Genomic DNA, 23,166 nt, shown 5'->3' with positions numbered 1-23,166 from the left:
GGAGCTTAGTGAACGCGCCGCACAGCCCTCGATCACGGCCATTACCCGCGGGTGTGCGTGCCCGCGGCGAACAACCGCACGGCGCTCGGCGCGTGGCCACTGTCGTCGGCCGCAGCCCTGGCCCGCCAATAGACGCCGACGGTCAGCAGCGCGACGACCCACACCAATGCACCGACAGCGAACAGCGTCCGACCGTCCGGATGCACCAGCGACTGGGCCCGCATCGCCTGCCAGAACACGATCGCGAGCAGCCCGGTATAGCCCAGCGCGAGCACACCGATCAGCGCGGCCCTGGTCCGTTCGGCGCGCAGCCACCGATAGCGCGGCGCCAACCGGGCCAGTGCGAGAGCCGCGAATAGCAGCACCTGAATGGCGTGCAGCCCAAGGAAATGCGGGATTCGCAGATCGCCGCCGATGGTGCTCCAATGCGTGATCGCCATACCGCCGACGCCGTCGCGCGGGTCCAGGGATGGGTTGTTCAGCACGGTATGTCCTGCCACCAACTCCACGACATTGCCATTCGCGTCGCGCACCAACTGCTTGCCGGTGAACCCCATCAGATATCCCAGCGCCATCCCGACGACAGCGAGAGCGAGTCCGGCGTGAATGGCCCGCGCAGTCGGCCGGTCCACCAGTCGCTGCCACGAAAGGATCAGCACGATAACGAGATTCGCGAAGAACAAGCCGGGCACGCCGGACGCGAACACCATCTGACCGATCGAATTCACCGCATCGGTCGCATGACTGAAATGGCTGTAGGTGCCACGCGCGGCCTGCACCACGATGAATCCGACGTCGATGAACCCGGTGATGGCGAATATCGTTCCCATCCACCAGGTAACCCGACTTCCCTTGTGCGGCAGCGAAAGCAGCCAGGCCAGCGTGAAACCGTAGAGCACGAACGCGAGCCCGAATTTGAACGGTTTGAGCCATACGGATTCGCCGAGCAGCATCCGATCGTCGAACACCATGCCGCCCGCGCAGAACAGGACGAGCGTGCCCATCGCGGCCACCATCCACAGCAGCGGCCGATGCAGGCGACCGCCGCGCGGCAGGTCGGGTGCGCTGCGGCGGCGGTGTCGGGGGAGCGTGGAATTGCCAGGGGCGGAAAGGGTGTCGATAGTCGGCATGATCCGACGCTAGAAATCGAAGCCACACGAGCACGTCCCGCCGCGGCGCCATTCGCGAGTAGTACCGGGGTATTAGAAATCGGCCACCGCGGCATCCACGATTCCCTCATCGAATCGCGAATAGCGCGGTGGCCGAGTCGGATCCCGGCCGGATCCGAGGCGGACAGGACCTCGAATCGGCCGGGCGAGTCCGCCTACTCCGCTGCGATGCCGACGGCGATACCCCGCGCGTCGAGCCAGGGCATCGGATCGATCGGCGCGCCGCTGGCCTGGTGGACCTCGTAGTGCAGGTGCGGGCCGGTGGAGAAGCCGCGGTTACCCACCGTCGCGATGACGTCGCCCGCGCGAACCTGCTGGCCGACGGTGGCCAGGATGTCATTGACGTGGCCGTAGACGCCGACGGTGCCGTCGTCCTGCTGCACGCGCACCCACAGGCCGAAACCGGAGGCGGGGCCCGCCTCGATGACGGTGCCATCGGTGACCGCGGCGATCGGGGTTCCGATGGGGTCGGCGAAGTCCAGGCCCGCGTGCAGCGCACCCCAGCGCATCCCGAAGTTGGAGGTCAGCACGCCCGCGATGGGGCGAACGGTGCGTGGGCGGGCCGCTTCGGCGGCCAGGCGGTTCTGCTCCCAGACGACGGGCTCTGGCACGGTCTGCGGCATCTGCGCCTCACGTGGAGTGAAGGCGGTGAACGCGACGGCGGCGTTGGTCGGGTCGGCGGTCGACCGGTCGGTGTCTCCGGCGATGGCGCTGGGCAATGCGTCGGGGTCCGCGGCGGCCAGGATGCCGATCGAGGCGCTGACGACCGCGGCGACGGCGACCACCCGGGTGGCGGTGCGGTCGCGGCGTGAACGGGTCGCGCCGCGACGGGAAGGTAACGGAACGGTCACGGGCATTGCTTGAACGTACGGGACCGCGATTCAGCCGCCGTCATCCTGTGCCGACCCTCACAGATCAACAAAAGCCCAGTTGACATGTCACAACTAGATAACGACACGGCATGGATATTCCGCTTACCTGGCGAAATGCCGTAATGCGCGGAATTGACCGGAGTGACCCCAAGCGATCACACTATTTCAGTGGCGACTAATGGAGTTCGCGCACTCGAGGCCCTGGCCGACCCGACGCGCCGGGCCATCTTCGAGGCACTGCCGACCGCGCCGCTGTCCGTCGGCGACCTGGCGAAGCTTGTCGGCGTGACCAGTTCCGCGGTCTCTCAGCATCTACGCGTCCTGCGCGAGGCCCGGCTGGTCATGATGCGCCCGGACGGCAACCGGCGGCTCTACTTCCTGGACCCGCGCGGTTTGGGTGATGCCCGCGACTACCTGGAGCAGTACTGGCCCAGCGCGCTCGCCGCATACGCCGCTGCCTTGAGTAACGCCCGCGCCGAGGACGCCTGAAACGGAGATTCAACGCTGAGCGGCCGCGGGCCGCTCTGGCCGACTATCTCCCCGGATTCGAGGCGCGTGCCCGAAGGGTCGTGGCCGATCCGACGTGACCCTGACCGGCATCGCGTTCCGGCCGCGCCCCCCACGCGGCACCGGCGGTCAACCCACGCGTCGATACGTCGTTCGCCCGCGATTGTTTCCGGTGCCCGGCCAGGTGCGCTTGGAGAGTTGCTTGTCGACGGCGGTGATCACCTCGGTGACACCGATCCGCAGCAGTCCGGGATCGGGCGTATCGGCCATCGGGTCGCCGATCTGCCCGGCCCACAGCACCGCATGCCGGCCGAGCAGATGCGGCGGCGGCCCGGCCCAGCGCGGCGGCGTCGGACCGAACAGCAGGACGGTGCGGGTGCCGAAGGCGGTGGCCAGGTGCGCGACGCCGGTATCACCGCAGATGACCAGGGCGGCCTCGGCGACGGTGGCGGCGAGTTCGATGAGGTTCTGCTCGCCGGCCAGCACCCGGCCCACCGGTAGGCCCGCGCGGGCCGCGATATTGAGCGCGATATCGCGCTCGTATTCGTCACCGGTGAGCACGACCTCGCGACCGAGCACGAGCAGATGGCGCACGACGGCCGCGAACCGGTCGGGTGGCCAGCGGCGGGCCGGAGCGCCCGCGCCGACGTGCACTACGACGCAATCGCGGCGGCTGGTGGTGGCGACCGGCGGGACGAGTCCGAGATTGCGGCGGTCGGCGACGATGCCGTCGGATTCGAGCAGATGACACCAGCGCTCGACGTGATGCATATCGGTCTGCCACTCGGGGCCGTCCAGCTCGGGAAAGGCGGGGTTGCGGTGGGAGAGGATGCGGCCGGGATCGGTCTTGGTGAGTGCGACGATGCTCTCGGCGCTCGCGCCGTGCAGATTCACCGCGAGTGCGGGTTCGGGGGCAACCCAGCGCAGGTCGCCGAGGTCAGCGGTCGGCACCATGGTGTCGACGGAGGCGATGAGGTCGACGATGGGCTTCAAGCGGTGCGGAGCTGCCAGGACGATCTGATCGTGCGGCTTCGCGCGTCGCAACGCGCGCAACGCGGGAACCGCGGTGAGCAGATCACCGAGGCCACGTGCCTGCAGCACGAGAACAACCGCCACCCTCTTCTCCTAGCCACCCGAGACTCGCGAACCCGACCCACCCGCTTCACCCCATAGGTGCACACGACGAGAGCCACTTAGGGATGACTACCCGAGCCCCATCGGCGATAAACGTGAGTGAGTCGCTCGTTATCGAGCCCGCCGTCCGGGCCGGAGGACTAACCTCGGCGATGGCGGCCCCTACACCGAGGAGCGTTTCCTATGACCTCCAGGCTCAACCCGTACATCAGTTTCGGAGACACGGCGCGCGCGGCGCTCGAGTTCTATCGAGACGTGTTCGACGGCACGCTGTCCATTCAGACCTTCGGGGATATGGGGGATAAGGAGGCGCCCGGGGCGGACCTGGTCATGCACGGCATGCTGGAGACGCCGAGCGGCTTCACGCTGATGGCCTCGGATACCCCACCCGGTATGGAATACAAACCAGGAAGCAGCATTTCGATCAGTCTCAGCGGTGACAACGCGGTCGAGCTGCGCGGATACTGGCACAAGCTGTCATCCGGTGGCACGGTGACCGTACCGTTGGAGAAGCAGATGTGGGGCGACGAGTTCGGTATGTGCATGGACCGGTTCGGCATCGCGTGGATGGTGAACATCGCCTCTCCCGCATAGGGTCGGCCGCTCGAGGCGCATTGTCGAGCAAATGCCCAGCAAGCTACTGGCGCGCGGCATAACATCACGTCATGACGACAAACAGCGTGCTAGAGGGTCCTCTGCAGTCGCTCGCGCGCAGTGCGTGGCAAACGGTTCTGGTTACCGGCCTTCTGGCGGTGACCCTCGGTGTGATGATCCTGGTGTGGCCGAGTGTGACAGTGGTGGCCGCGGGCATCATCTTCGGTATCTATCTGGTGGTGAGTGGCTTCCTGCAGTTGCTGGCCGCGTTCGGCGCGCCCGCCAGCACCGGAATTCGCGTGCTGGCGTTCATCAGTGGCGTGTTGTCGATCATCATCGGTGTCTTCTGTTTCCGTGACGAGTTGGCATCGATTATGTTGCTCGGTCTGTGGATCGGCATCGGCTGGCTGTTCCGCGGTATCGCGCTGCTGATGGCCGCGATCTCCGAGCCCGCGCTGCCCGGCCGGGCTTGGCAGGGTTTGTTCGGCGTCATTACCGCGATCGGTGGTGTGGTGCTGATCGCGTGGCCGGTCCGGTCGGTGGCAACGCTGGCGTTGGTCGCGGGCTGGTGGCTGATCATCCTCGGCGTCGTGGAGATCGTCACCGCCTTCGGTGTCCGCAAGGGCGCGAAGCGGCTCGCCGAAGTCTGAGATCTTCGAAGCCCTGCGGCCGTCGCTGTGTGCGGCGGCCGCAGGGCCTGCGATATAGGCCAAGATGGACGTATGCCCAAAACCCTGCCCGCCATCGATGTTTCCGCGCCGATCTGTTGCACGCCGGTGGCGGCCGCGCCGGTCGACGACCAGGCCGCGCTCGAGGTGGCATTGCGGTTGAAGGCGTTGGCGGATCCGGCGCGGGTGAAATTGATGTCATTGCTGCTGGCCGAGCGCGACGGCACGGTCAATACCCGCGATCTCGCCGCGGCAGTGGCTCTCGCGGAATCGACGGTGAGTCATCACCTGGGCCAACTGCGCGCCGCGGGGCTGGTGGAATCGGTGCGCAAGGGTATGAGCGTTCGGCATGCCGCACGCCGAGATGCGTTGTCCGCCTTGTGTTTCGTACTCGATCCGGAGTGTCGCCGTTAGGCTGTCGGCAAGCATGCCGGTCAGGTGGAGTGCAGTTCGGTGAGCGCGTCGCGGAGATATTCGGCTATACGCCAGACGTCCGGCACGGAGGCGGGGCAGGCGAGGATGCCGAAGTCGAGGTGTCCGTCGTAGGACATGACGGTGATGTTGAGGCCGCCGCTGAGATCGGTCAGCAGCGAGATCGGATAGCTTGCCGCGACCCGGGTTCCGGCCGCGTAGAGCGGGAACTGGGGGCCGGGCACGTTGGAGATGATGATGTTGGCCAGCGGCAGGGCGGGGGCCGCGGCGTGCAGCAGCGCTCGGGTGGTGGCGCCGTGCAGGAGTTGGGGCAGCAGCGCGGTGGCCTCGTGCAGCGCGGTGGTCGGCGTGGATTGGAAACGATGTTTGGCGTCGAGCAGAGCGCTGTGCTGCAGTTTCATCCGGTGCTGAGGATCGGATTCGTCGACGGGTAGCTCGCAGAGCATGACGGAGAACTGGTTGCCCGCGGTGCCGAATTGTTCCGGCGTGCGGACCGATACCGGAACCGCTGCCAGCAGCGGTCTTTCGGGCTCGGCGTCATGGTCGGTGAGCCAGCGGCGCAGCGCCGTGGTGCACAGTGTCATGACGACATCGTTGACGGTGCCGCCGAAGCCGTTCTTGATCGTCTTGACCTCGGCGAGGGGGAGTGAGACGAATGCGAAGGACCGGTCCGCGGTATTCGGTGCGTTGAACGGCACCGATGGATGGGTTTTGCGGAGGTCGGTGAGTGCGTTGCGGAAGGTCGAGGCCAGCCGCAGTGGTGCGCGGAGCCGATCGGCCTGCCGCTCGACCGCGTGGGGGATGCTGCGGGCGAGCATTTCCGCGGTCGTGGCGGTCCGATCCAGGCGCACGCCGTCCTTCGGCGCCGGGACCGGTTGTGGTTCGGCGATGGCGTCGAAGATCGCGATCATGACTTCCGCGCCGGACACGCCGTCGATCAGTGCGTGGTGCACCTTGGTGTAGATGGCTTGGCGGTTGTCGGCCAGCCCGGAGATGAGGTGGCACTGCCACAGTGGCCGGTTCCGGTCCAATGGCGTGGCGTGCAGGCGCGACACCAACTCGGTGAGTTGCTCATCGCTGGCCTGGGCGGGCAGGTGCGTGGACCGGATGTGGTAACCCAGATCGATATCTGTGCAGTCCTGCCAATAGGGCAAATCGAGACCGAGCGGTACGGTGCGTAGCCGTCGTCGTAATGGCGGTGTCAGATGTAGTCGACCGGCGACCAACCGGCGTACAGCGTCGACGCTCAACAGGTCATCGGCGTTCTCGCGGGGCTCCAGCAAGGTGACCGCGCCGACATGGAGCAACATGCTGGGTGATTCGGCATTGAGCAGTTGCGCGTCGAGGGAGCTGAGTTGTCTGATGCCCTCGGCAGTGCTCGATACCGGGATTCGTTGCAGATCTTCCGCCGAGTCGTCGGAGACGCGTGTCGCGGTGATGCAATCGCCCGGCGTCATCATGCGGACGTTGATGTGGTGCTGTGCTGAGGGGGCGTCCAAGGTTGTCATGGGGCTCTCCGGGGTGATAGCCGCTGATATCCGAGTGAAGACGCCGATGTCCACGGTGGATATTTGCACCGAATCTAGCCGTGTTCGATTGCGGTTCCACGCTGATGGGTGAGCTGCTCGTTAACATTGTGCAAATATCGCCGATCTTGTCAGTAGGGCCCGAAGTGGTTGGTAGACGAGGGAGCGGATGTACTGCCGGTTGACCCAATGTCGGATATCGTTGGGATCACTCATCGACGAGTCGAGGGTGACCCCATCGGCGCGCCGCGCGATCGGTACGGCTTCGATCGGACCCGCGCCGAGTGCATCGAGATCCGATGCCGGGCCTGATGTGTACGGGTGCGCGCTCTGTGCGAGTGGTGTGCGACAACGTCGTGCCGCGCGCTCATCGACCCACCTGAACCACACGCCAACCAAGGCCCCGCCCCGGTCGAGTGCTGTCCCCCCGGACCGGCGCAGTCCTCGGCCCGTCGGCTGGCGTCGACTCGAATCCCTTCCGACCCGAGCAGTTTCGCTGAGGAGGAGCCGCTGTGTTCACGCGCATCGCCATTGTCAATCGAGGTGAGGCGGCCCGCCGTCTGATCCACGCGGTACGTGAGTTCAATGCCGAGAACCCGAACCGCGAACCGATGCGGACGGTCGCGCTCTACACCGAGGGCGAGCGGCATGCCGGTTTCGTGCGGGAGGCGGATCTGGGGTACTGCCTCGGCCCGGCGTCGGCGCGTCCCTATCTGGATCTGGCGGTGCTGGAGCGGGCGTTGATCGATACCGGCGCCGACGCCGCATGGGCCGGTTGGGGTTTCGTGGCCGAGGATCCGGCGTTCGCCGAAATGTGCGCTCGCCTCGACGTCACCTTCATCGGCCCCAGTGCGACGGCCATGCGGGCGCTCGGTGACAAGATCGGCGCGAAACTACTGGCCGAAGAGGTCGGTGTGCCGGTCGCGGCGTGGAGCCGGGGGCCGGTGGAGTCACTGGACGCGGCCTTGGCGCAGGCGGCCGATATCGGATATCCGTTGATGCTCAAGGCGACCGCCGGTGGTGGCGGCCGCGGCATCCGGATCGTCGCCTCGCCGGAGGAATTGCGGGAGGCCTATGCGCGCACCAGCGCGGAGGCGGCCCGCGCCTTCGGCAGCGGCGTGGTGTTCCTGGAGCGGCTCGTTACCGGTGCGCGTCACGTGGAAGTGCAGGTAATCGCCGACCAGCACGGCACGGCATGGGCATTGGGTGTGCGCGACTGCACGGTGCAGCGGCGCAATCAGAAGATCATCGAGGAGTCGGCGTCACCGCTGCTCAGCACGGAACAGGTTGCCACGGTCAAGGACTCGGCCGAACGGCTGGCGCTCGCGGTCGGTTACTGCGGTGCGGCGACGGTGGAGTTCCTGTACCAGCCCGCCGAGCAGTTGTTCGCATTCCTCGAGGTGAATACGCGGTTGCAGGTCGAGCATCCGGTGACGGAGTTGACCATCGGCATGGATCTGGTCAAGGCACAACTGGCGGTGGCGGCCGGACTGCCGCTCGTCGGTGGGAAGCCGGTCGAGCGTGGGCACGCGATCGAGGCCCGGCTCAATGCCGAGGACGCCGATCGCGATTTCGCACCCGCGCCGGGACGTATCGAACTGCTGCGCTGGCCGGTGGGGCCCGGCGTGCGCATCGACACCGGTGTTGTCGAAGGTGATGAGATACCACCGGATTTCGATTCGATGATCGCGAAGATCATTGCCTACGGCCGGGATCGGGACGAGGCGTTGGCTCGGTTGCGGCGTGCGGTCGCCGAGACCACGGTGGTGATCGAGGGCGGCGCCACCAATAAGAGTCTGCTGATGTCGCTGCTGGCGGCACCCGAGGTCGTCGACGCGACCGCCGACACCCGCTGGGTGGACCGAGCCCGGGCTGCCGGCGGCCTGGTCCCCGCCCAGCAGACCGGCGTCGCGCTGGCCGCCGCCGCGATCGCGGCGTACGAGGAGGAAGAGCGGGCGAACCGGAGGCGGTTGTGGGAGACCGCGCGGGGCGGACGACCGCAGACCTTGGACGAACCGATCCGCGCGGTCGAGGTCAAGCTCGCGGGACGCGCCTATCGGATCACCGCGGCCCGCATCGGCGCCACCCGCTACCGCATCGGCATCGACGACACCCATTTCGACGTGGATCTCGAGCGGCGCGACCGGTATTCGAGCCAATTGACGGTTTCCGGGCGTACCTATCGGACCGTGACGGCGACCCATGGGACCGTGCACGTCGTCGAGGTCGACGGCATCGCGCACCGGATCAGCCGCGACGAGGGCGGTGCGGTCCGGGCGCCCGCGCCGGCGCTGGTCGTCGCGACACCGGCACCGGAGGGGGCCCGGGTCGTCACGGGGGCACCGGTTCTCGTGCTGGAGAGCATGAAGATGGAGACGGTGCTGCCCGCACCGTTCGACGCGAGGGTGCGGGAACTGCTGGTATCGGTGGGCAGTCAGGTCACGACGGGAACACTGCTGGCCCAACTGGAACCGGTGGGAGACGGCGGCGTTTGCGCACCCGAGGAGCCGGTCGACCTGCTGCTGCCCACGCAATCCGGCCAGGAATCCGCGGCCGTCCGTGGCGCGTTGGCGCTGAGCGAATTGTCCAGTGCCATACTGGGTTTCGACCACAGCAACGATGACCCGGCGCTGAAACGCTACCTGCGTGTACGTGATGGGCTCGCCGCCGAACAGTCGTCCCCGCTGGCCCTGGAAGCCGCCGTATTCGACACCTTCTGTGACATTGCCGAACTGAGCGATCCGACGCCGGAAGAGGCCTCGCACCGCAGCCGCCGAGAGCAGCTGCACAGCTACCTGCAGAGCCTGGATGTGAACCGTGGCAAGCTGTCCGAAGGCTTCCGGGGTGCACTGAGCGGCGCCCTGCGTCGCTACGGCGTCCACGCACTGGACCGGACACCGGACCTGGAGCAGGCGGTGTATCGGATTGTCCTGGCCTGCAAGCGTTACGACGACAGTGCCCGGGTCGTGCAGGAACTGCTCAAGGGTTGGCTGATCGAGCCGCGGCCCACCGAGCCCGGCATCCGGGAGAGCATCAGTCGCTTGATCGGGGTCGCCGACCGATCCCCGGTGCTCGCGGATCTGGCGCGCAGCGTGGAGTTCCGCTGGTATCTGCATCCGGAGGCGGAGGCCGCGCGGGAGGCGATGCTGGCCGCGGTTCCCGGCGAACTACAGCTGCTGGCCGAACTGCCCGACTCGCCGGAGCGCAACGCGCGCATCGCGGCGATCGCCGAACTCCCGGAGTCCCTCGACAGTGTGGTCGTCGCACGCCTGCGGGATGAGACGCATATCGCGATGGGGCCATTGCTGGAGATCCTGTGTCGCCGCCGCTATGGCGAGCAGGAACTGCACGCAGTGCGCGCGCTCGCGGTCGCCGACCGGCCTTTCGTGGTCTGTGACTACCGGCTCGAGCTGCGACCGGATGTCGCGGTGCCGACCACCTGTGTCACTACCGTCGGTCGGATATCCGAACTGCGCGATGAACCCTCCGGCGCGCTGGTGCGCGGCTTGCGAGAACTGCTCGACGCCGCCCCGACCACCCATTTCAAGGTCGTGGACTTGCTGCTGGATTGGCCGGACCCGCCCGCAACGGTCGAGGAACGGTCGGCGGTCTTGCTGGCGGCGCTGCGGGACTCGGGACTGGCCGAACATGCCCGCCGAATCACGGTTGGTCTGGCGGACGGTTCGGGTCAGTCCATGGAACACCTCACCTTCCGGCAACGGGCGACGGGCTTCGTGGAGGATACGGTGATCCGGGGCGTGCACCCGCTGGTCGGCAGGCGACTGCACCTGTGGCGGTTGCAGCACTTCGAGCTCAACCGTCTGCCCGCACCGCCGGATCTGTTGCTGTATCACTGTGTGGCCAAAGAGAATCCGGGCGATGAGCGGCTGGTCGTCCTGTCGCAGGTGCGGCGCTTCGAACCGGTTCGGGATGCCGACGGGGCGATCGTGGTGGCCCGCGGTGCGGAGATCGTGCTCAATGCCTGTGTCGAGGCCGTGGCGAAGGCCCGCCGGGAGCTGGACCCGGCGGGGGAGCGGCTGGTCCTCAACCACGTCTGGCTCGATATCCGGCCCGTCATCGACGTCGATATGGCGCAGTTGGCGGAGTGGTTGCACAACACCGCACCGCAAGTAGTGCGGGCAGGTATCGAGGAAGTGGTGGTACACGGGCGAATCCGCGGCGCCGACGGCTCCTACGAGTTCAAGCGGACCCGTTTCCGCTATGCCCACGCTGGCGGCACCGAGGTCACGGTGGATTCGTCGCCCGCGGAATCCCTTGCACCGCTGGATGACTACCAACAGAAGGTGTCGCGGGTGCGCCGCCGCGGCGGGGTGTATCCGTACGAGATGATCGACCTGGTCCGCGGTCCGGGCGGCAGTTTCACCGAACTCGACTTCGACGGGGAACAGTTGGTCGAGGTGGACCGGCCGCGCGGAAACAACACCGCGGGCATTGTGGTGGGGTCGGTCACGACGCCGACCGAGTTGTATCCCGAGGGCGTGCGTCGGGTCGCCTTGTTCGGCGACCCCTACCGTGCGCTGGGCGCGGTGGCCGAACCCGAATGCGCGCGGATCATCGCCGCACTGGATCTCGCAGAGCGACAGCGGGTTCCGGTGGAGTGGTATGCGCTGTCGGCGGGTGCGCGCATCGCCATGGACTCCGGCACCGAGAATATGGACTGGGTCGCGGGCGTGCTGCGCCGCATCGTGCAATTCACCCAGGCGGGCGGTGAGATCAATATCGTGGTCGCGGGCGTCAATGTCGGTGCCCAGCCCTATTGGAACGCCGAGGCGACAATGCTGATGCACACCAAGGGGATTCTGGTGATGACACCCGCCGGGGCCATGGTGCTCACCGGCAAACAATCCCTCGACTTCTCCGGCGGCGTGTCCGCGGAGGACAATTTCGGCATCGGCGGCTACACCAGGGTCATGGGCCCGAACGGGCAGGCGCAGTACTTCGCACCGAATCTGGCTGCCGCGCAAGACATTCTGATGAGCCACTACGCGCACACCTACACCGCGGCGGGTGAGCCGGGACCACGCCGGGCGCCGACGGACGACCCGGTGAGCCGCGATGTCACCAGCTTCCCGCACCACCACCCCGACAGCGCCTTTACCAGGGTCGGCGAGATCTTCTCACCCGTCACCAACCCCGACCGAAAGAAGCCGTTCTCGATTCGCAGTGTCCTGCGCGCGGTGTCCGATCAGGACCAGTTGCTGACCGAACGTTGGGCCGATATGGCCGAGGCCGAAACCGCGGTCGTGACCGACGCCCGGATCGGCGGCTGGCCGGTCTGCCTGATCGGCTTCGAATCCGGCTCGGTTGCCCGGCACGGCTTCCCGCCCGCGGATGGTCCCGAATCCTTCACCGCCGGAACGCTTTTCCCGCTCTCGTCGAAGAAGGTCGCGCGTGCCATCAATACCGCGAGTGGCAATCGGCCCGTGGTGGTGCTGGCGAACCTGTCCGGATTCGACGGATCACCGGAGTCGATGCGCCGACTACAACTCGAATACGGCGCCGAAATCGGGCGCGCCATCGTCAATTTCGAGGGCAAGATCGTGTTCTGCGTCATCTCCCGCTACCACGGCGGGGCATTCGTCGTGTTCTCCAAGGCGCTCAATCCGAATATGACCGTGTTCGCCGTCGAGGGCTCCTACGCCTCGGTCATCGGTGGCGCCCCCGCCGCCGCGGTCGTATTCGCGCGCACGGTGGATACCCGCACCGCCGCCGATCCCCGGGTGCGCGGCCTCGAAGAGCGCATCGCCGCCAGCGACGACGATGAGAAGCGTGCAGAACTGGTGACCGAGCTGGCCGAATTGCGTCCCGCGGTACGGGCCGAACATCTGTCCGCCCTGGCGGCCGAATTCGATCAGGTGCACAGCATCCAAAGGGCGGTGCGAGTCGGCTCGGTCGATGCCGTGATCGCCGCATCGGAGTTGCGACCACGCATCGCCGCCGCACTGGAATAGGGAATCAGCGGTACGGCGTCGGTGCGATGACGAGTTGGAATACCGGGTGCCGACGCTGTACCGCGAGCTCACGAAGGCGCGCGCGAGTTTCGCGTAGTCGACTACTCGAATCCACACGATTGGGACGCCCTCGATGTGTCCTATGTGCGCACCGGCGACCCGGATGAGTTCGGCGGCGAATTCAGCTCGGTCCGGCCGGTATCCGCCGACCAGGTAGTCCGTTACGCGTGGCAGCGGTCAACCGTCGGCGCAAACTAGACACATGACCGACACAGTCGATGGCAACCCCAACGTCGACCTCGGCAAGGTTTCGCCCGAAGAGATCAGATTTGCGGTCGTGTTGAACGGCGGCGTTAGCCTGGCCGTGTGGATGGGCGGCGTCACGATGGAAATCGATCGTATCGCCAAGGCAGGCAGCGTATCCGACACCAGAGGTGATAATGCGGCATATGCCGCCATGCTGAAATTGACTCGAAGTTCGGCTCGCGTCGATGTGTTGACCGGAACGTCCGCGGGCGGAATCAATGGAGCGGCGCTCGCCCTTGCGCAGGCGAACGGCAAGGCCGACATGCACACGTTGCGGGATGTGTGGGCCGAGCAAGGCCGGATGCGGGCACTGCTGCGCCAACCCTTCCGCGGGGCTCCGCTTTCGTTGCTGCGCGGCGACGAGTACTACCTGCCGAACCTCGCCGACGCGTTGAACCGTATGGCCAAGCCGTTCGAGGCGCGCCCGCCACAACCGATCGATCTCACGATTACCACCACCCTCCTCACCGGTGCACCGCTATTGGTCGTAGACGGACTCGGTCAACAGCTGCCGCAGAATGTGCATGAGGCGCAGTTCCGCTTCTTGCACGATCCCGACGGGGATATCCGCGAATTCGGCGATCCCACGCCGACCGATTCATTCGCCGCGGCGAATATCGAATCAACCGCGGCACGACTGGCGCTGGCGGCTCGATGCAGTTCGAGCTTTCCTGTCGCCTTCGAGCCGTCGTTCGTGCCGGTGGCGAAATCGGATTCGGGATCGGCCGAGGTATTGCGGCCCGACATGTCGACGTGCGCCTCCTGGGCGCGCCCCGCGGCGGGCCTGTCGTGGTCGCGGATCGACTCGGACGAGACGGACATGTCCAGGTTTGTCGTCGACGGTGGTCTGCTCGTGAACACGCCGACCAAAGCCGCGCTGGCAGCGGTGGACCGACTGCGGGCCGATAGACCGACAAGGCGCGTGATGTTGCTGGTGTATCCGCACGCCTCGACCGATGTCACCTCGAAACCTGACGACGCGGACAAGGTGCTCTCTATTGCGGAGGTCGGTGGAAAGCTGCTCGGCGCCTTGTCGTCTCAGGGGAGCCGCACGTTCGTCGAAGAAGTCGAAAGGCACAATCGCACGGCACGCGGCCGCGCCGACGGCCGCATGAGCATCATCAGGTCGCTGCAACCGACGCCTCAGGATTCCCCTCGCCCGGTAGCGTTGCGTTCCCTCGCGCGCAGTCTCGATGCCCATCATCGCAACGTGCGGATCGAACGCGCGGCGCAGACATTGGCCGCGCGCATTCCGGCACACCCGCATTGGTCGTTCGACCGGGTCCTCGAGGCATGTAAGCGCGCGCACATCGAGTGGGGGGCCGATCTGCCGTACGTGCCGGAGCGCGCCGCCACCGGGTCACCGCGAACCGACTCCGAACACTGGCTGTGGGGTGACGAGACCGCACGCGGAATCGCCGACGCGGCGCTCGACTTCGCTCGGCACCTCGCCGAAAACGTCGCACCGAGCAACGTCCTCACCGCCGTTCGGACCGCGATCCATGAGCACCGAGCGACGCTGCGTCTGCTTCGTGAGGCACTCGACACGCCGTGGCTGGCCGAGCCGACGCTGATAGAGCTCGAACCCGATCAGGACTACTGGCGGTTGCGACTGGCTGCATACGCATACCACGTGAGGGGACAGTCCGAACGGCTCGACGACCTCCCTGCCGAGTTCGCCGCCGCGATCCGGCTGATCAAAGCGCTCACACCGCCCACACGAGGGAGCACCGCGCAAGCTCGGTCACCGGAACCCGGCGCATTCGGTATCGCGATGAAGGACGCGGTCACCGGCATCGCCAGCGAACTCTGTTCGGCACTCGACATCGCCAGCAGAGACCCTGCGGTCCACGCCGTCGCGGAATGGCGCCAGTTGTTCGATACCAGCGGGGTTCCCGCCGACCGCCGCGCGACTCAGGTGCTCGAACGGCTCACCGACCTCGAGATCGTGTCGTTCTGCCTGCTCGACTCCTCGACACAGGGTGAGTCGCTCATACGTCTCGTGCAGTTCAGCTTGAGCACAACCAACGCCTTCGCGCAGCAGAGCGTGACGCCTCGCGAGAAATCGGCAAGCATGGCGCTCAACCGATTCGCGGGGTTCCTCAAGCAATCTTGGCGAATCAACGACTGGATCTGGGGACGGGTCGACGCGGCCACGATGCTGTGCCGTACGGTCCTCGACCCGGCTCGTCTGAGTCAGACCCTCGCGGTGCGGACGGCCACGGCCGCGCAACAGCTCGATGAATTCGTCGGGACGGCGTTCCACGGTGGGTTTCCCGGAGACGATGAACCGGAACTGACACAGGCCTACACTGCCGCCCTCGACGAGCTGAAAGCGATTCTCCGCGAAGACAACACCACAACGGCTCCGCCGCTGGCCGCGGACAACCTCGCCAAGCTTGCCGCGTGGGCGCTGCACATCGACATCATCCTCGAAGAACTGCCGGCGCTCGCGTCGAGCGTCAGGGCCGATCGACACGACGGCGCCAACAGCCGTTCCCGCGGTGAGCTCTTCCTCGACGAGAACGCCCATCTACTGAATCGCATTGCGGCACTGCCGAAAGCGCCGCCGTCGGACGAGCGTGACCGGGTTGCTCACCAGAAGCTTCGGATTGCGCTCGGTGTCGCCGCTCTGCGCGCCTTCGACCGCGCGGGCATCGGGCGAGAGGCGTTGAGCGAGGAGATGTCCAGCGACCAAATGATCGCGACCGCGACCGCGGCGGCTGCCGTTGCGGTGACCGCCGTAGACAGCCCCACGCTGGGCCTGCCCGCCGTCCGTCCGGTGACACGCGGGCTTCGCGGTGTCATGCTCCTGCCGTACTGGGTGATCTCGGGGCTGACGTCGGCCGGTCTCGCGGCTCGGGGACTGTCGGTGCTGGGGCTGAGTGTGGGGGGTGTGCTGCTCGTCATGTCGTTGCTGGATCTGCTCCCGTCCTGGGCTGCCGCGTTGGGCGCTGGCACATTGCTCGCAGCGCTCGCCTACAGCGCGCTTCGGACCGGAACGATGCTGCACGGGTTGGTGCTGTTGACCCCGGTCGTGCCGCTTGTCGTTTACTCGATCCAGGCTCCGTCGAGAATCAGCACGTCGGCTGACGACATTCCCGGATGGACGATCATCGCGCTGATTGCGGTCGTGGCGGCGCTCGTGGTGCTCGGCAGTCTGCCGTCGCCCGTCCGTGGTCCGGTGGCGACACTGCGTTACCTGCTGCGCGGATGGCGTCGGATCGCCAAGTCGCTCATGGCGTTCGGGTCGGTGATCGGGCTCGGCGTCGTTGCGCTGTTCTTCTTCGCCCACATCCCGCGTTGGCGTGATGAGCTTCGCGCGTGGATCGGCCATCCATCGTTCCCGATCGGTGTTTGGGGTGTGACCGCTGTTGTTTTCGTCGTCGTCCTGCTCCTTCTTGTTTCGTTGCTGTCCGTCCATGCGGTGAGTAAGCCGGGGCTGCGGCAGGCCGGAACGCGACCTGGCCGCCTGGTGCGGACGCCGCGCGCGTTGGACGAGACCCAGAGCGTGACATCGCAATGGGCAATGGTGTACGGCGTCGGGTACGTTGCGGTCACGATCGTCCTGTGGTTCGCCCATGTCTACGACGACACCAACGGTGACTGGGGTTTGGCCGCGATCTGCACATCTGCCGTCCTGGGGCTTGTCCTGTTGCTCGTGGTCCCGACCTGGCGTGCGGTAGGCGTGTGGCTGGATCTCCGGAAGCACGCGCTGGTGGTCGACCTCCCCGCGACACTCGCAGCCGACCCGAAACCGCTGATCCGCCATCTCACCGTGCGGGGATCGACGTACTGCTTGGTCGTGCGCTGCAATAGAACCGGCGATGATTACGACCTGACGTGGCTGGGGCGGAGATTGGCGACCCGCCTCGATAGCCGCCATTCTGTGACGCCGCGCATCGCACAGCGCTAGCCGGCAGATCTGTGGCGACATCGTGTCGGGGCACCTCGTTAATCTGCCGGGTATGGTCAGACCCGAGTCGGCACTACGCCGTCTGCTGCGTGAAACAGGAAAGCTGCTACAGCCGTATGGGTTTCACGGCTGTGAACCCAGGTGGATACGGATCGAGCCAGGCGGTGTCGCCTCGGTCGGCCGCACCCGAGTTACGCGCACCTGGACCAGCGGACAGCAGGTCCTCGGATTCGGCTTGCGGCTCAGCGCCACACCAACGGCCTGGTGGGAATTCGGCAACTGGCGCAACACCCGGCTGGGCCTACCGCCGGTACCGCTGGAAAACGCTACCGGCCCCGACCTCATCAACACCGGCACCTTGCCCGACGAGCTGACCGGGTTGTGGTCCGTGCGGCTCGACCCGGCACAACCGGGCCAGCACGTGCTGCAGACCGATATCGACACCATCCGTGCCGAACTGCCCCGCCGCGTACACGCCTACGCGCGCCGCGCACTACGGCTGGTCGAGCCCGATCGCTACCTCGACGAGCTACTCGCCGAACCCGACCCGCACTTCGGCACCTGGGAGGCGATCGCCGTCCTGCTCGCCGATCGCGGCCCGGGACCACAACTCGACCACGCATTCGACCAACTCCGAAACTGCTTCGCACAACAAGACGCATCGGCCTACGCAGAAGATGTCATCGCGTACGCGCGAACCCGCGCCGCCCTGGTCTGAGCAAGAGGACGTCGTCCGGGGCGCGCGAACAAGTCACCCAGCGGTCGACACCGTGGCGGCGGTGCCGACAAGTCTGTCATGCGCCGACCTGTCCGACGGTAACGACGGCGGTCAGCCGAAACGTCGGGTGATCGCCTGGGCGATCTCGTCGGGCGCATCTTCCTGGATGTAGTGGTTTGCGGTGGGCAGTTCGACCGTCACATGGTCGGGGAACGTGGCCTGCATCCGTGGCAGGTTGCGTCGCAGCGGGAACGCGAAATCCTTTGCACCCCAGACCAGGAGTGCCGGTTTGGCGCCGAGCGTCGTCGGCACATCGTGGGCCAGGCGTTCGAGCAGCGGCCGTGCTGCGAGGATTTGCTTGGGCATCTCGGCGACCCCCGCACGCGCCGCTGCCGAGGGCTGTACGGCCCGATAATGGTCCATCTCCGCGGCCGAGAGTGTTCGCGACGTTCCGCGCGGCACCAGCTTTTCGACGAAGAAGTTCTTCTCGAGGATCTGGCGTTGCATGTACCGCGTGGACATGACCTTGCTGAATATTTTCGCGCGCGGCTCGTCGGCTGGCCAGAACCACGTGTTGCCGAGCACGACGCCACGGACCCGGTCGGCGCGGAGCGTATCGACGGCCATGCTGATCGGTCCGCCCCAGTCCTGTCCCATCGTGAGAAAACCGTCCAGACCGAGGTGGTCGACGAGTTCGCCGACGCTGCGCGCATGTTCCTCGATCGTGTAGCCGTACCCGGTGGGCCGTTCGGACAGTCCGAACCCGAGATAGTCGCCCGCGATGCAACGGAACCGGTCGCGTAGGCGGCCGATGATGTGGCGGTACAGGAAGCTCCACGTCGGATTGCCGTGGCAGAGCAGGATCGCAGTGCCCGCACCCTCATCGATGTAGTGCATCCGCCCGGCCGAGGTATCGAAATACCGTGACTGGAACGGGTACAGCGAGGTGTCCGGTGTGAACGTGATCTCCATGGCCGTCTCCTCGTTCGCTACAACTATTACTCCTTCGGAATTCACCAGTGACGAAATTATGACCGCACGATCATCGAGGCCACGGCAGGCAACCGGCTGCGCGCAGGCGGGCCGCCAGTCCGGAGGAAATGCTGGCGTTGGAACTGGAACCACTGCTGGCGATGGCCAATACGAGGTCCAGGCCGAGCCCGGCGCCGACGGAGCATCCCAGCAGGTTGAGATCGATCGAGATGATCTCGTTGGGTGCGCCGGGTGCGGGGTCGACGGCATGCGCTGGACTTGCTCCGGCCACGGTGGCGGTGGCCAGCGCCACGGCGACGGCTCCGACTTTGATGGATCGCACTTATTCCTCCTCGTTCGCGCTGGGTTGCGCAGTTCTCGGACAGGGTGGTGAACCTCGTGTCTCGCGGGCGTCGGTCTGGTCCAACGGACCGCTGCATAAATGTTGACCAATCGGGACGGGAACAAACACCGCCCCGGCTGTCCGCGCGCTCACCGGCCGATGACCTGCGGCTGCGTCCACGTTGCGCATCAGAGGTCACGGTCGAACCAGACCTGGTCGCGCAGTGCGATGCCGTCGATTTCGATGGCGTCCTGGTATCCAGTGTGGGGGCCGAACGCGTCGCGCACGATACGGCTCATCCGGAAGCCGCAGCGCTGGTAGAAGCGGAGGTTTCCGATATCGGCCGTCGCGGTGGCCAACTCGACCCTGGTGGCACCCGCCCTTCGGGCTTCGTCGACTGCGTGTTCGAGCAACAGTCGGCCGATGCCCTGGCCGCGCCGATCCTCGACGACCGCGGTGTTGACGATCTCCCATGTCGGGGTATCGGCGTGTGGCACCGCCTGAAGATGGCCGATCACCGTGTCATCGGCCGTCACGGCCACCCATACCCGGCCGAGCGCGATATAGCCGTCGAGCATTTGATCGGAGTCCTCGGCCAATCGGAACGACCACGCCAATTCGCGACGGTTCCCCTCGAACTGCTCGATTCGGAACTTCCGGCGGTCCAGCGTCATGGCGTGTCGTCCTCGGCATCGGTGGGTTGATCGGCGGCCGGTCCCATCGGTGCGGGCGGGGGCTCGCCGTGTCCATCCTCCTCGAAGCCGATAGTGCCGAATGCGTCCGTGCCGAAGCGGATCTCAGAGTGGTCGGAATCCGGTGCCGACACCACCCGTCCGGTCGATCTCGCTGAGGACCATGCCGATCTGCGTCGCCACGGCCGGATCGTGCAGCGGACTCGCGCATACGATGTCGAATACGGGTAGACCGAGCACCGTCGTCCCGATATGTCCGACGTTCATCCCGACCAGGCGGTCGCCGATGGTCACCGGCCCGCCCGAATCGCCGGGCTCGGAGCAGACCTGGTTCTGGAACCACCACCCGTGCGTATCCCACACCACGCCGCAGGCGAAGCCGGACGTGCGGCCGTTCTTGCAGACGATGTCGCCCTGCCGCGCGGGCGCGCCGATGCCGTCGATGAGGGTCTGCGATACCTGCCGGATCGGCGTGACCTTGGCGCGGTCGAATTCGATGACGGCGAAGTCGTTGTCGTGGTCGACGACGGCGACGGTGCCGATGACGCCGGCCGGTTGTGTCTCGGCCGCTACCGACATGCCGATCTCGGCACAGTGCCCGGCGGTGAGCCCGACCATGCGGTCGGCGTGGTCATAGCCGACCGTGGTGAGGGTGCAGGCCGATCGGCCGCCGAGCAGAATGCCCGATCCGCCGCCGATGATCGCCATCTGTCCGGCCGTCGCGCTAGCGGGGAGCCCGAAGGGGGCGATGACCGCGATCGCCGCGGCCATGAGCACGCGTATCCCGATCCTTCCTGGCGCAACCATGCAGCTAACTGTCCGCTGTCGCCGCCTCTTCCCGGTGTTCGCTTCCGTTGCAGGTCGGACACGGTTTGATGTATCCGATGGGTGGGGTGCGAGGGTGCTTCGAACCGCGCGGGGCGCCGGGGCGCGCACACGGAATCTCCACAATTGGTGCGGCTTCTCTCCACAGCGGATGGCTAGGGTTTCGGTTCATGGAACAGCATGCGGCGGTCAGCGGGCCGGGGGCGCGGCGGATTCTGGTGGTCGACGATGAGGTGACCATCGCGGAATCGGTGGCGGCGCGGCTACGGGCCGAGGGGTTCGTCGTCGATCTGGCCCATGATGGTCCCGGCGCGGTAGCCGCCGCGGAGGGCTTCGCACCGGATCTGGTCGTGCTCGATGTCATGCTGCCCGGCTTCGACGGCCTCGAGGTGTGCCGCCGCATCCAATCCGCGCGCCCGATACCGGTTCTCATGCTCACCGCGCGCACCGACGAGACCGACCAGCTCATCGGCCTCGGCGTCGGCGCGGATGACTACCTGACGAAGCCGTTCTCGCTGCGTGTGCTCGCCGCCCGCGTACACGCCCTGCTGCGCCGCCTGGACCGGGCCGCCGAACGCGACGGCGCCACGATCATCGTCGGCGACCTCCGCATCGACGTCGACCAGCGTCGGGTCTGGCGCGCCGATATCGAAGCCCAGCTGACCCCGCTCGAATTCGACCTGCTGGCCCGACTGGCGCGCCGTCCCCGCGTGGTCCTGGCCCGCGAACGCCTGCTGGAAGAGGTTTGGGACTGGGCCGACGCCGCGGGCACCCGGGCCGTCGACAGCCACGTCAAGGCTTTGCGTCGCAAGCTCGGCGCAGACCTGATCCGCACGGTGCACGGTGTCGGCTATGCGTTGGAGGCGCTATGAGCGATCCCGTAGGAGAATCCGGCATCGATCGCGGTCGAGTTCGCGGTAGCGAACATGTCGTGCGTGCTGGTGCGCGGACTCGGGCGACATCGAATTCTGCGACGGTCGCGGGTCTGCCGTGGCGCGAGGCTGTTTCGCGGAGACTGCGCAGCGTATCGGACGCGGTGGCGGAGATATTGCCGCGACCGCTGGATCCGGTGAAATCCATCAAGCTCAAATTCGCGATTCTGATGTTGGGGTCGGCGGGGGTGGCGTTCGGGTTCTTCCGGCTGCGGATCGGGTGGCTGCCGCCGAAGACCACGATCGCGGCGACGGTGATCGCGCTGGTCACCTCGCAGATCCTCGCGCACGGCACCACCAGACCGCTGCGGGAGATGACGGCCGCGGCCAAACGGATGGCGCACGGCGACTACACCCGCCGGGTGCGGGCCAGTTCCCGCGACGAGGTCGGGCAGTTGGCGGTGGCCTTCAATCAGATGGCCGCCGACCTAGCCGCCGCCGATCAACAGCGACGCGACCTGATCGCCAATGTCTCGCACGAGCTGCGCACCCCGATCACGGCGCTGAACGCCGTGCTGGAGAACCTGGTCGACGGCGTATCCAAACCCGACGACAAAACCCTGCGCACCGCACTCGCGCAAACCGAACGCCTCGGCCTGCTCGTCTCCGAACTGCTCGACCTGTCCACCATCGAATCCGGCGCCCGTGCCCTCGACCGCGAACAGCTCAGCATCACACCGCTTTTGGCCGAGGTCGTCGCCGAGGCCGAGGTGATGGCGGCCGCACTCGGGCGCGGCGTGCGCTTCAGCACCGACGTGCAACCGAGCACCGCAAGCGTTTTCGCAGACCGTGCACGTTTGCATCAGGTGTTGATCAATCTGCTCGATAACGCCGCCCGCCACGGCCCTGCCGGTGGCGAGGTCCGCATCGACGCCCGATCCGACCGCGGCACCGTCATTATCGACGTCCAAGACCAAGGCCCCGGCATCCCGATCGCCGAGCGCGCCACCATATTCGACCGCTTCACCCGCGGCGGCCGCACCGACGGGGGCGGCACCGGCCTCGGCCTGGCCATCTCCCGCTGGATAGTCGACCTGCACGGCGGCACCATCGCCGTGGCCGACCCCGGCTCCCGCATCCGCGTAGTCCTCCCGGCCACCTAACCCCCAACTCACCCACACCCGAACGCACCGCAGCCCGGACCGCCACGAGGTCCCGGGGCGATCCCGCACACCCATAGGAGGCGACACCCATGCCAGACCAACCCATAAGCGACCCATCACAACCCGGGTCGGCAGCGCCCATTCCCTGGTTTCCGCCCTTGCCGCGGTGGCGGCGGATCACCTGCCCGCCAGGCGTATTACCCGCAGCCGGAATCACCGGACTAGCGGGCGCGGCGCTGATCCCGCTGGATCGTCCGGGAATCGGCTGGGTACTGGCCGGTTCGGTCGCGGCAGCCGCAGTACTCACCGTTGATCGCCGTGCACGTCGAGCACCCGCGGCGCGCGGCACTGCCGAGTCGACGCCGGATTCGTCGGAGTCGGTCGAAGCGTCATCGCCTGGACCTGCGATGGGGGAACGAGTGGGATTCGGTGTGCTCCAGTGGAATTGGGGTCGGGTTTGGTGGGTGGCGTTGGGGTTGGGGTTG

Annotated in this window: 18 protein-coding genes; 10 read left to right on the top strand and 8 right to left on the bottom strand. The window is 66.7% G+C overall.

Annotated features, from left to right (window positions below; all coding sequences use genetic code 11):
• Window positions 1-41: 41 nt before the first annotated feature.
• Together ACHQ4I_RS21950 and ACHQ4I_RS21945 are read right to left on the bottom strand one after the other, a co-directional pair.
• Window positions 42-1,130, bottom strand: coding sequence for a hypothetical protein (locus tag ACHQ4I_RS21950; RefSeq protein WP_420773673.1), 1,089 nt, complete (start codon window positions 1,128-1,130; stop codon window positions 42-44).
• 194 nt (window positions 1,131-1,324) lie between these two features.
• On the bottom strand, window positions 1,325-2,026 hold the full coding sequence (locus tag ACHQ4I_RS21945) for a M23 family metallopeptidase (protein ID WP_420773672.1): 702 nt from the start codon (window positions 2,024-2,026) through the stop codon (window positions 1,325-1,327).
• A 183-nt stretch (window positions 2,027-2,209) separates the two neighbouring features.
• Between ACHQ4I_RS21945 and ACHQ4I_RS21940 the strand changes: the two genes are divergently transcribed.
• Window positions 2,210-2,530, top strand: coding sequence for an ArsR/SmtB family transcription factor (locus tag ACHQ4I_RS21940; protein WP_420773671.1), 321 nt, complete (start codon window positions 2,210-2,212; stop codon window positions 2,528-2,530).
• 147 nt (window positions 2,531-2,677) lie between these two features.
• Here ACHQ4I_RS21940 and ACHQ4I_RS21935 read toward each other — a convergent pair whose 3' ends face one another.
• Window positions 2,678-3,664 carry a glycosyltransferase family 9 protein gene (locus ACHQ4I_RS21935; RefSeq protein WP_420773670.1) on the bottom strand — a complete coding sequence of 329 codons (987 nt, stop codon included), beginning with the start codon at window positions 3,662-3,664 and terminating at the stop codon, window positions 2,678-2,680.
• Between the two features lie 201 nt (window positions 3,665-3,865).
• Between ACHQ4I_RS21935 and ACHQ4I_RS21930 the strand changes: the two genes are divergently transcribed.
• From ACHQ4I_RS21930 to ACHQ4I_RS21920, 3 genes are all read left to right on the top strand, one after another.
• The gene (locus ACHQ4I_RS21930; protein WP_420773669.1) at window positions 3,866-4,276 is read left to right on the top strand and encodes a VOC family protein; all 411 of its coding nucleotides are present in this window, start codon (window positions 3,866-3,868) and stop codon (window positions 4,274-4,276) included.
• A 71-nt stretch (window positions 4,277-4,347) separates the two neighbouring features.
• Window positions 4,348-4,926 carry an HdeD family acid-resistance protein gene (locus tag ACHQ4I_RS21925; protein WP_420773668.1) on the top strand — a complete coding sequence of 193 codons (579 nt, stop codon included), beginning with the start codon at window positions 4,348-4,350 and terminating at the stop codon, window positions 4,924-4,926.
• 72 nt (window positions 4,927-4,998) lie between these two features.
• Window positions 4,999-5,358, top strand: coding sequence for an Rv2640c family ArsR-like transcriptional regulator (locus ACHQ4I_RS21920; protein WP_420773667.1), 360 nt, complete (start codon window positions 4,999-5,001; stop codon window positions 5,356-5,358).
• A gap of 20 nt (window positions 5,359-5,378) precedes the next feature.
• Here the strand turns inward: ACHQ4I_RS21920 and ACHQ4I_RS21915 are convergent, their stop codons facing one another.
• Window positions 5,379-6,884 (bottom strand): WS/DGAT/MGAT family O-acyltransferase, encoded by a 1,506-nt coding sequence (locus tag ACHQ4I_RS21915; protein WP_420773666.1) that lies wholly within the window; start codon window positions 6,882-6,884, stop codon window positions 5,379-5,381.
• A 530-nt stretch (window positions 6,885-7,414) separates the two neighbouring features.
• Here ACHQ4I_RS21915 and ACHQ4I_RS21910 point away from each other — a divergent pair.
• The 3 genes from ACHQ4I_RS21910 (at window position 7,415) to ACHQ4I_RS21900 (ending at window position 17,814) form a co-directional block, all read left to right on the top strand.
• Window positions 7,415-12,874, top strand: coding sequence for an ATP-binding protein (locus tag ACHQ4I_RS21910; RefSeq protein ID WP_420773665.1), 5,460 nt, complete (start codon window positions 7,415-7,417; stop codon window positions 12,872-12,874).
• 262 nt (window positions 12,875-13,136) lie between these two features.
• Complete coding sequence (locus ACHQ4I_RS21905; protein ID WP_420773664.1) at window positions 13,137-17,096, top strand: patatin-like protein; 3,960 nt, start codon at window positions 13,137-13,139, stop codon at window positions 17,094-17,096.
• A 52-nt stretch (window positions 17,097-17,148) separates the two neighbouring features.
• Window positions 17,149-17,814 carry a hypothetical protein gene (locus ACHQ4I_RS21900; RefSeq protein ID WP_420773663.1) on the top strand — a complete coding sequence of 222 codons (666 nt, stop codon included), beginning with the start codon at window positions 17,149-17,151 and terminating at the stop codon, window positions 17,812-17,814.
• A gap of 111 nt (window positions 17,815-17,925) precedes the next feature.
• On the opposite strand, the gene ACHQ4I_RS21895 is transcribed toward ACHQ4I_RS21900, so the two are convergent.
• The 4 genes from ACHQ4I_RS21895 to ACHQ4I_RS21880 form a co-directional block, all read right to left on the bottom strand.
• Entirely contained in the window at window positions 17,926-18,786 is an 861-nt protein-coding gene (locus tag ACHQ4I_RS21895; RefSeq protein WP_420773662.1) for a haloalkane dehalogenase, read from the bottom strand.
• A gap of 70 nt (window positions 18,787-18,856) precedes the next feature.
• Window positions 18,857-19,129 carry a hypothetical protein gene (locus ACHQ4I_RS21890; protein ID WP_420773661.1) on the bottom strand — a complete coding sequence of 91 codons (273 nt, stop codon included), beginning with the start codon at window positions 19,127-19,129 and terminating at the stop codon, window positions 18,857-18,859.
• A gap of 188 nt (window positions 19,130-19,317) precedes the next feature.
• Window positions 19,318-19,803 carry a GNAT family N-acetyltransferase gene (locus ACHQ4I_RS21885; RefSeq protein ID WP_420773660.1) on the bottom strand — a complete coding sequence of 162 codons (486 nt, stop codon included), beginning with the start codon at window positions 19,801-19,803 and terminating at the stop codon, window positions 19,318-19,320.
• A gap of 123 nt (window positions 19,804-19,926) precedes the next feature.
• On the bottom strand, window positions 19,927-20,628 hold the full coding sequence (locus ACHQ4I_RS21880; RefSeq protein ID WP_420773659.1) for a chymotrypsin family serine protease: 702 nt from the start codon (window positions 20,626-20,628) through the stop codon (window positions 19,927-19,929).
• A gap of 188 nt (window positions 20,629-20,816) precedes the next feature.
• On the opposite strand from ACHQ4I_RS21880, the gene ACHQ4I_RS21875 reads away from it, so the two are divergent.
• The 3 genes from ACHQ4I_RS21875 to ACHQ4I_RS21865 form a co-directional block, all read left to right on the top strand.
• Window positions 20,817-21,518 (top strand): response regulator, encoded by a 702-nt coding sequence (locus tag ACHQ4I_RS21875; protein ID WP_420773658.1) that lies wholly within the window; start codon window positions 20,817-20,819, stop codon window positions 21,516-21,518.
• 230 nt (window positions 21,519-21,748) lie between these two features.
• On the top strand, window positions 21,749-22,681 hold the full coding sequence (locus ACHQ4I_RS21870) for a HAMP domain-containing sensor histidine kinase (protein ID WP_420774169.1): 933 nt from the start codon (window positions 21,749-21,751) through the stop codon (window positions 22,679-22,681).
• 89 nt (window positions 22,682-22,770) lie between these two features.
• A partial coding sequence (locus ACHQ4I_RS21865; RefSeq protein ID WP_476445399.1) for a hypothetical protein occupies window positions 22,771-23,166 on the top strand: 396 nt, incomplete at its 3' end.

The sequence above is a fragment of the Nocardia nepalensis genome (genome assembly GCF_048910785.1).
Taxonomy (GTDB): Bacteria; Actinomycetota; Actinomycetes; order Mycobacteriales; family Mycobacteriaceae; genus Nocardia; species Nocardia nepalensis.
This window is presented reverse-complemented; position numbering and strand designations above follow the sequence as displayed.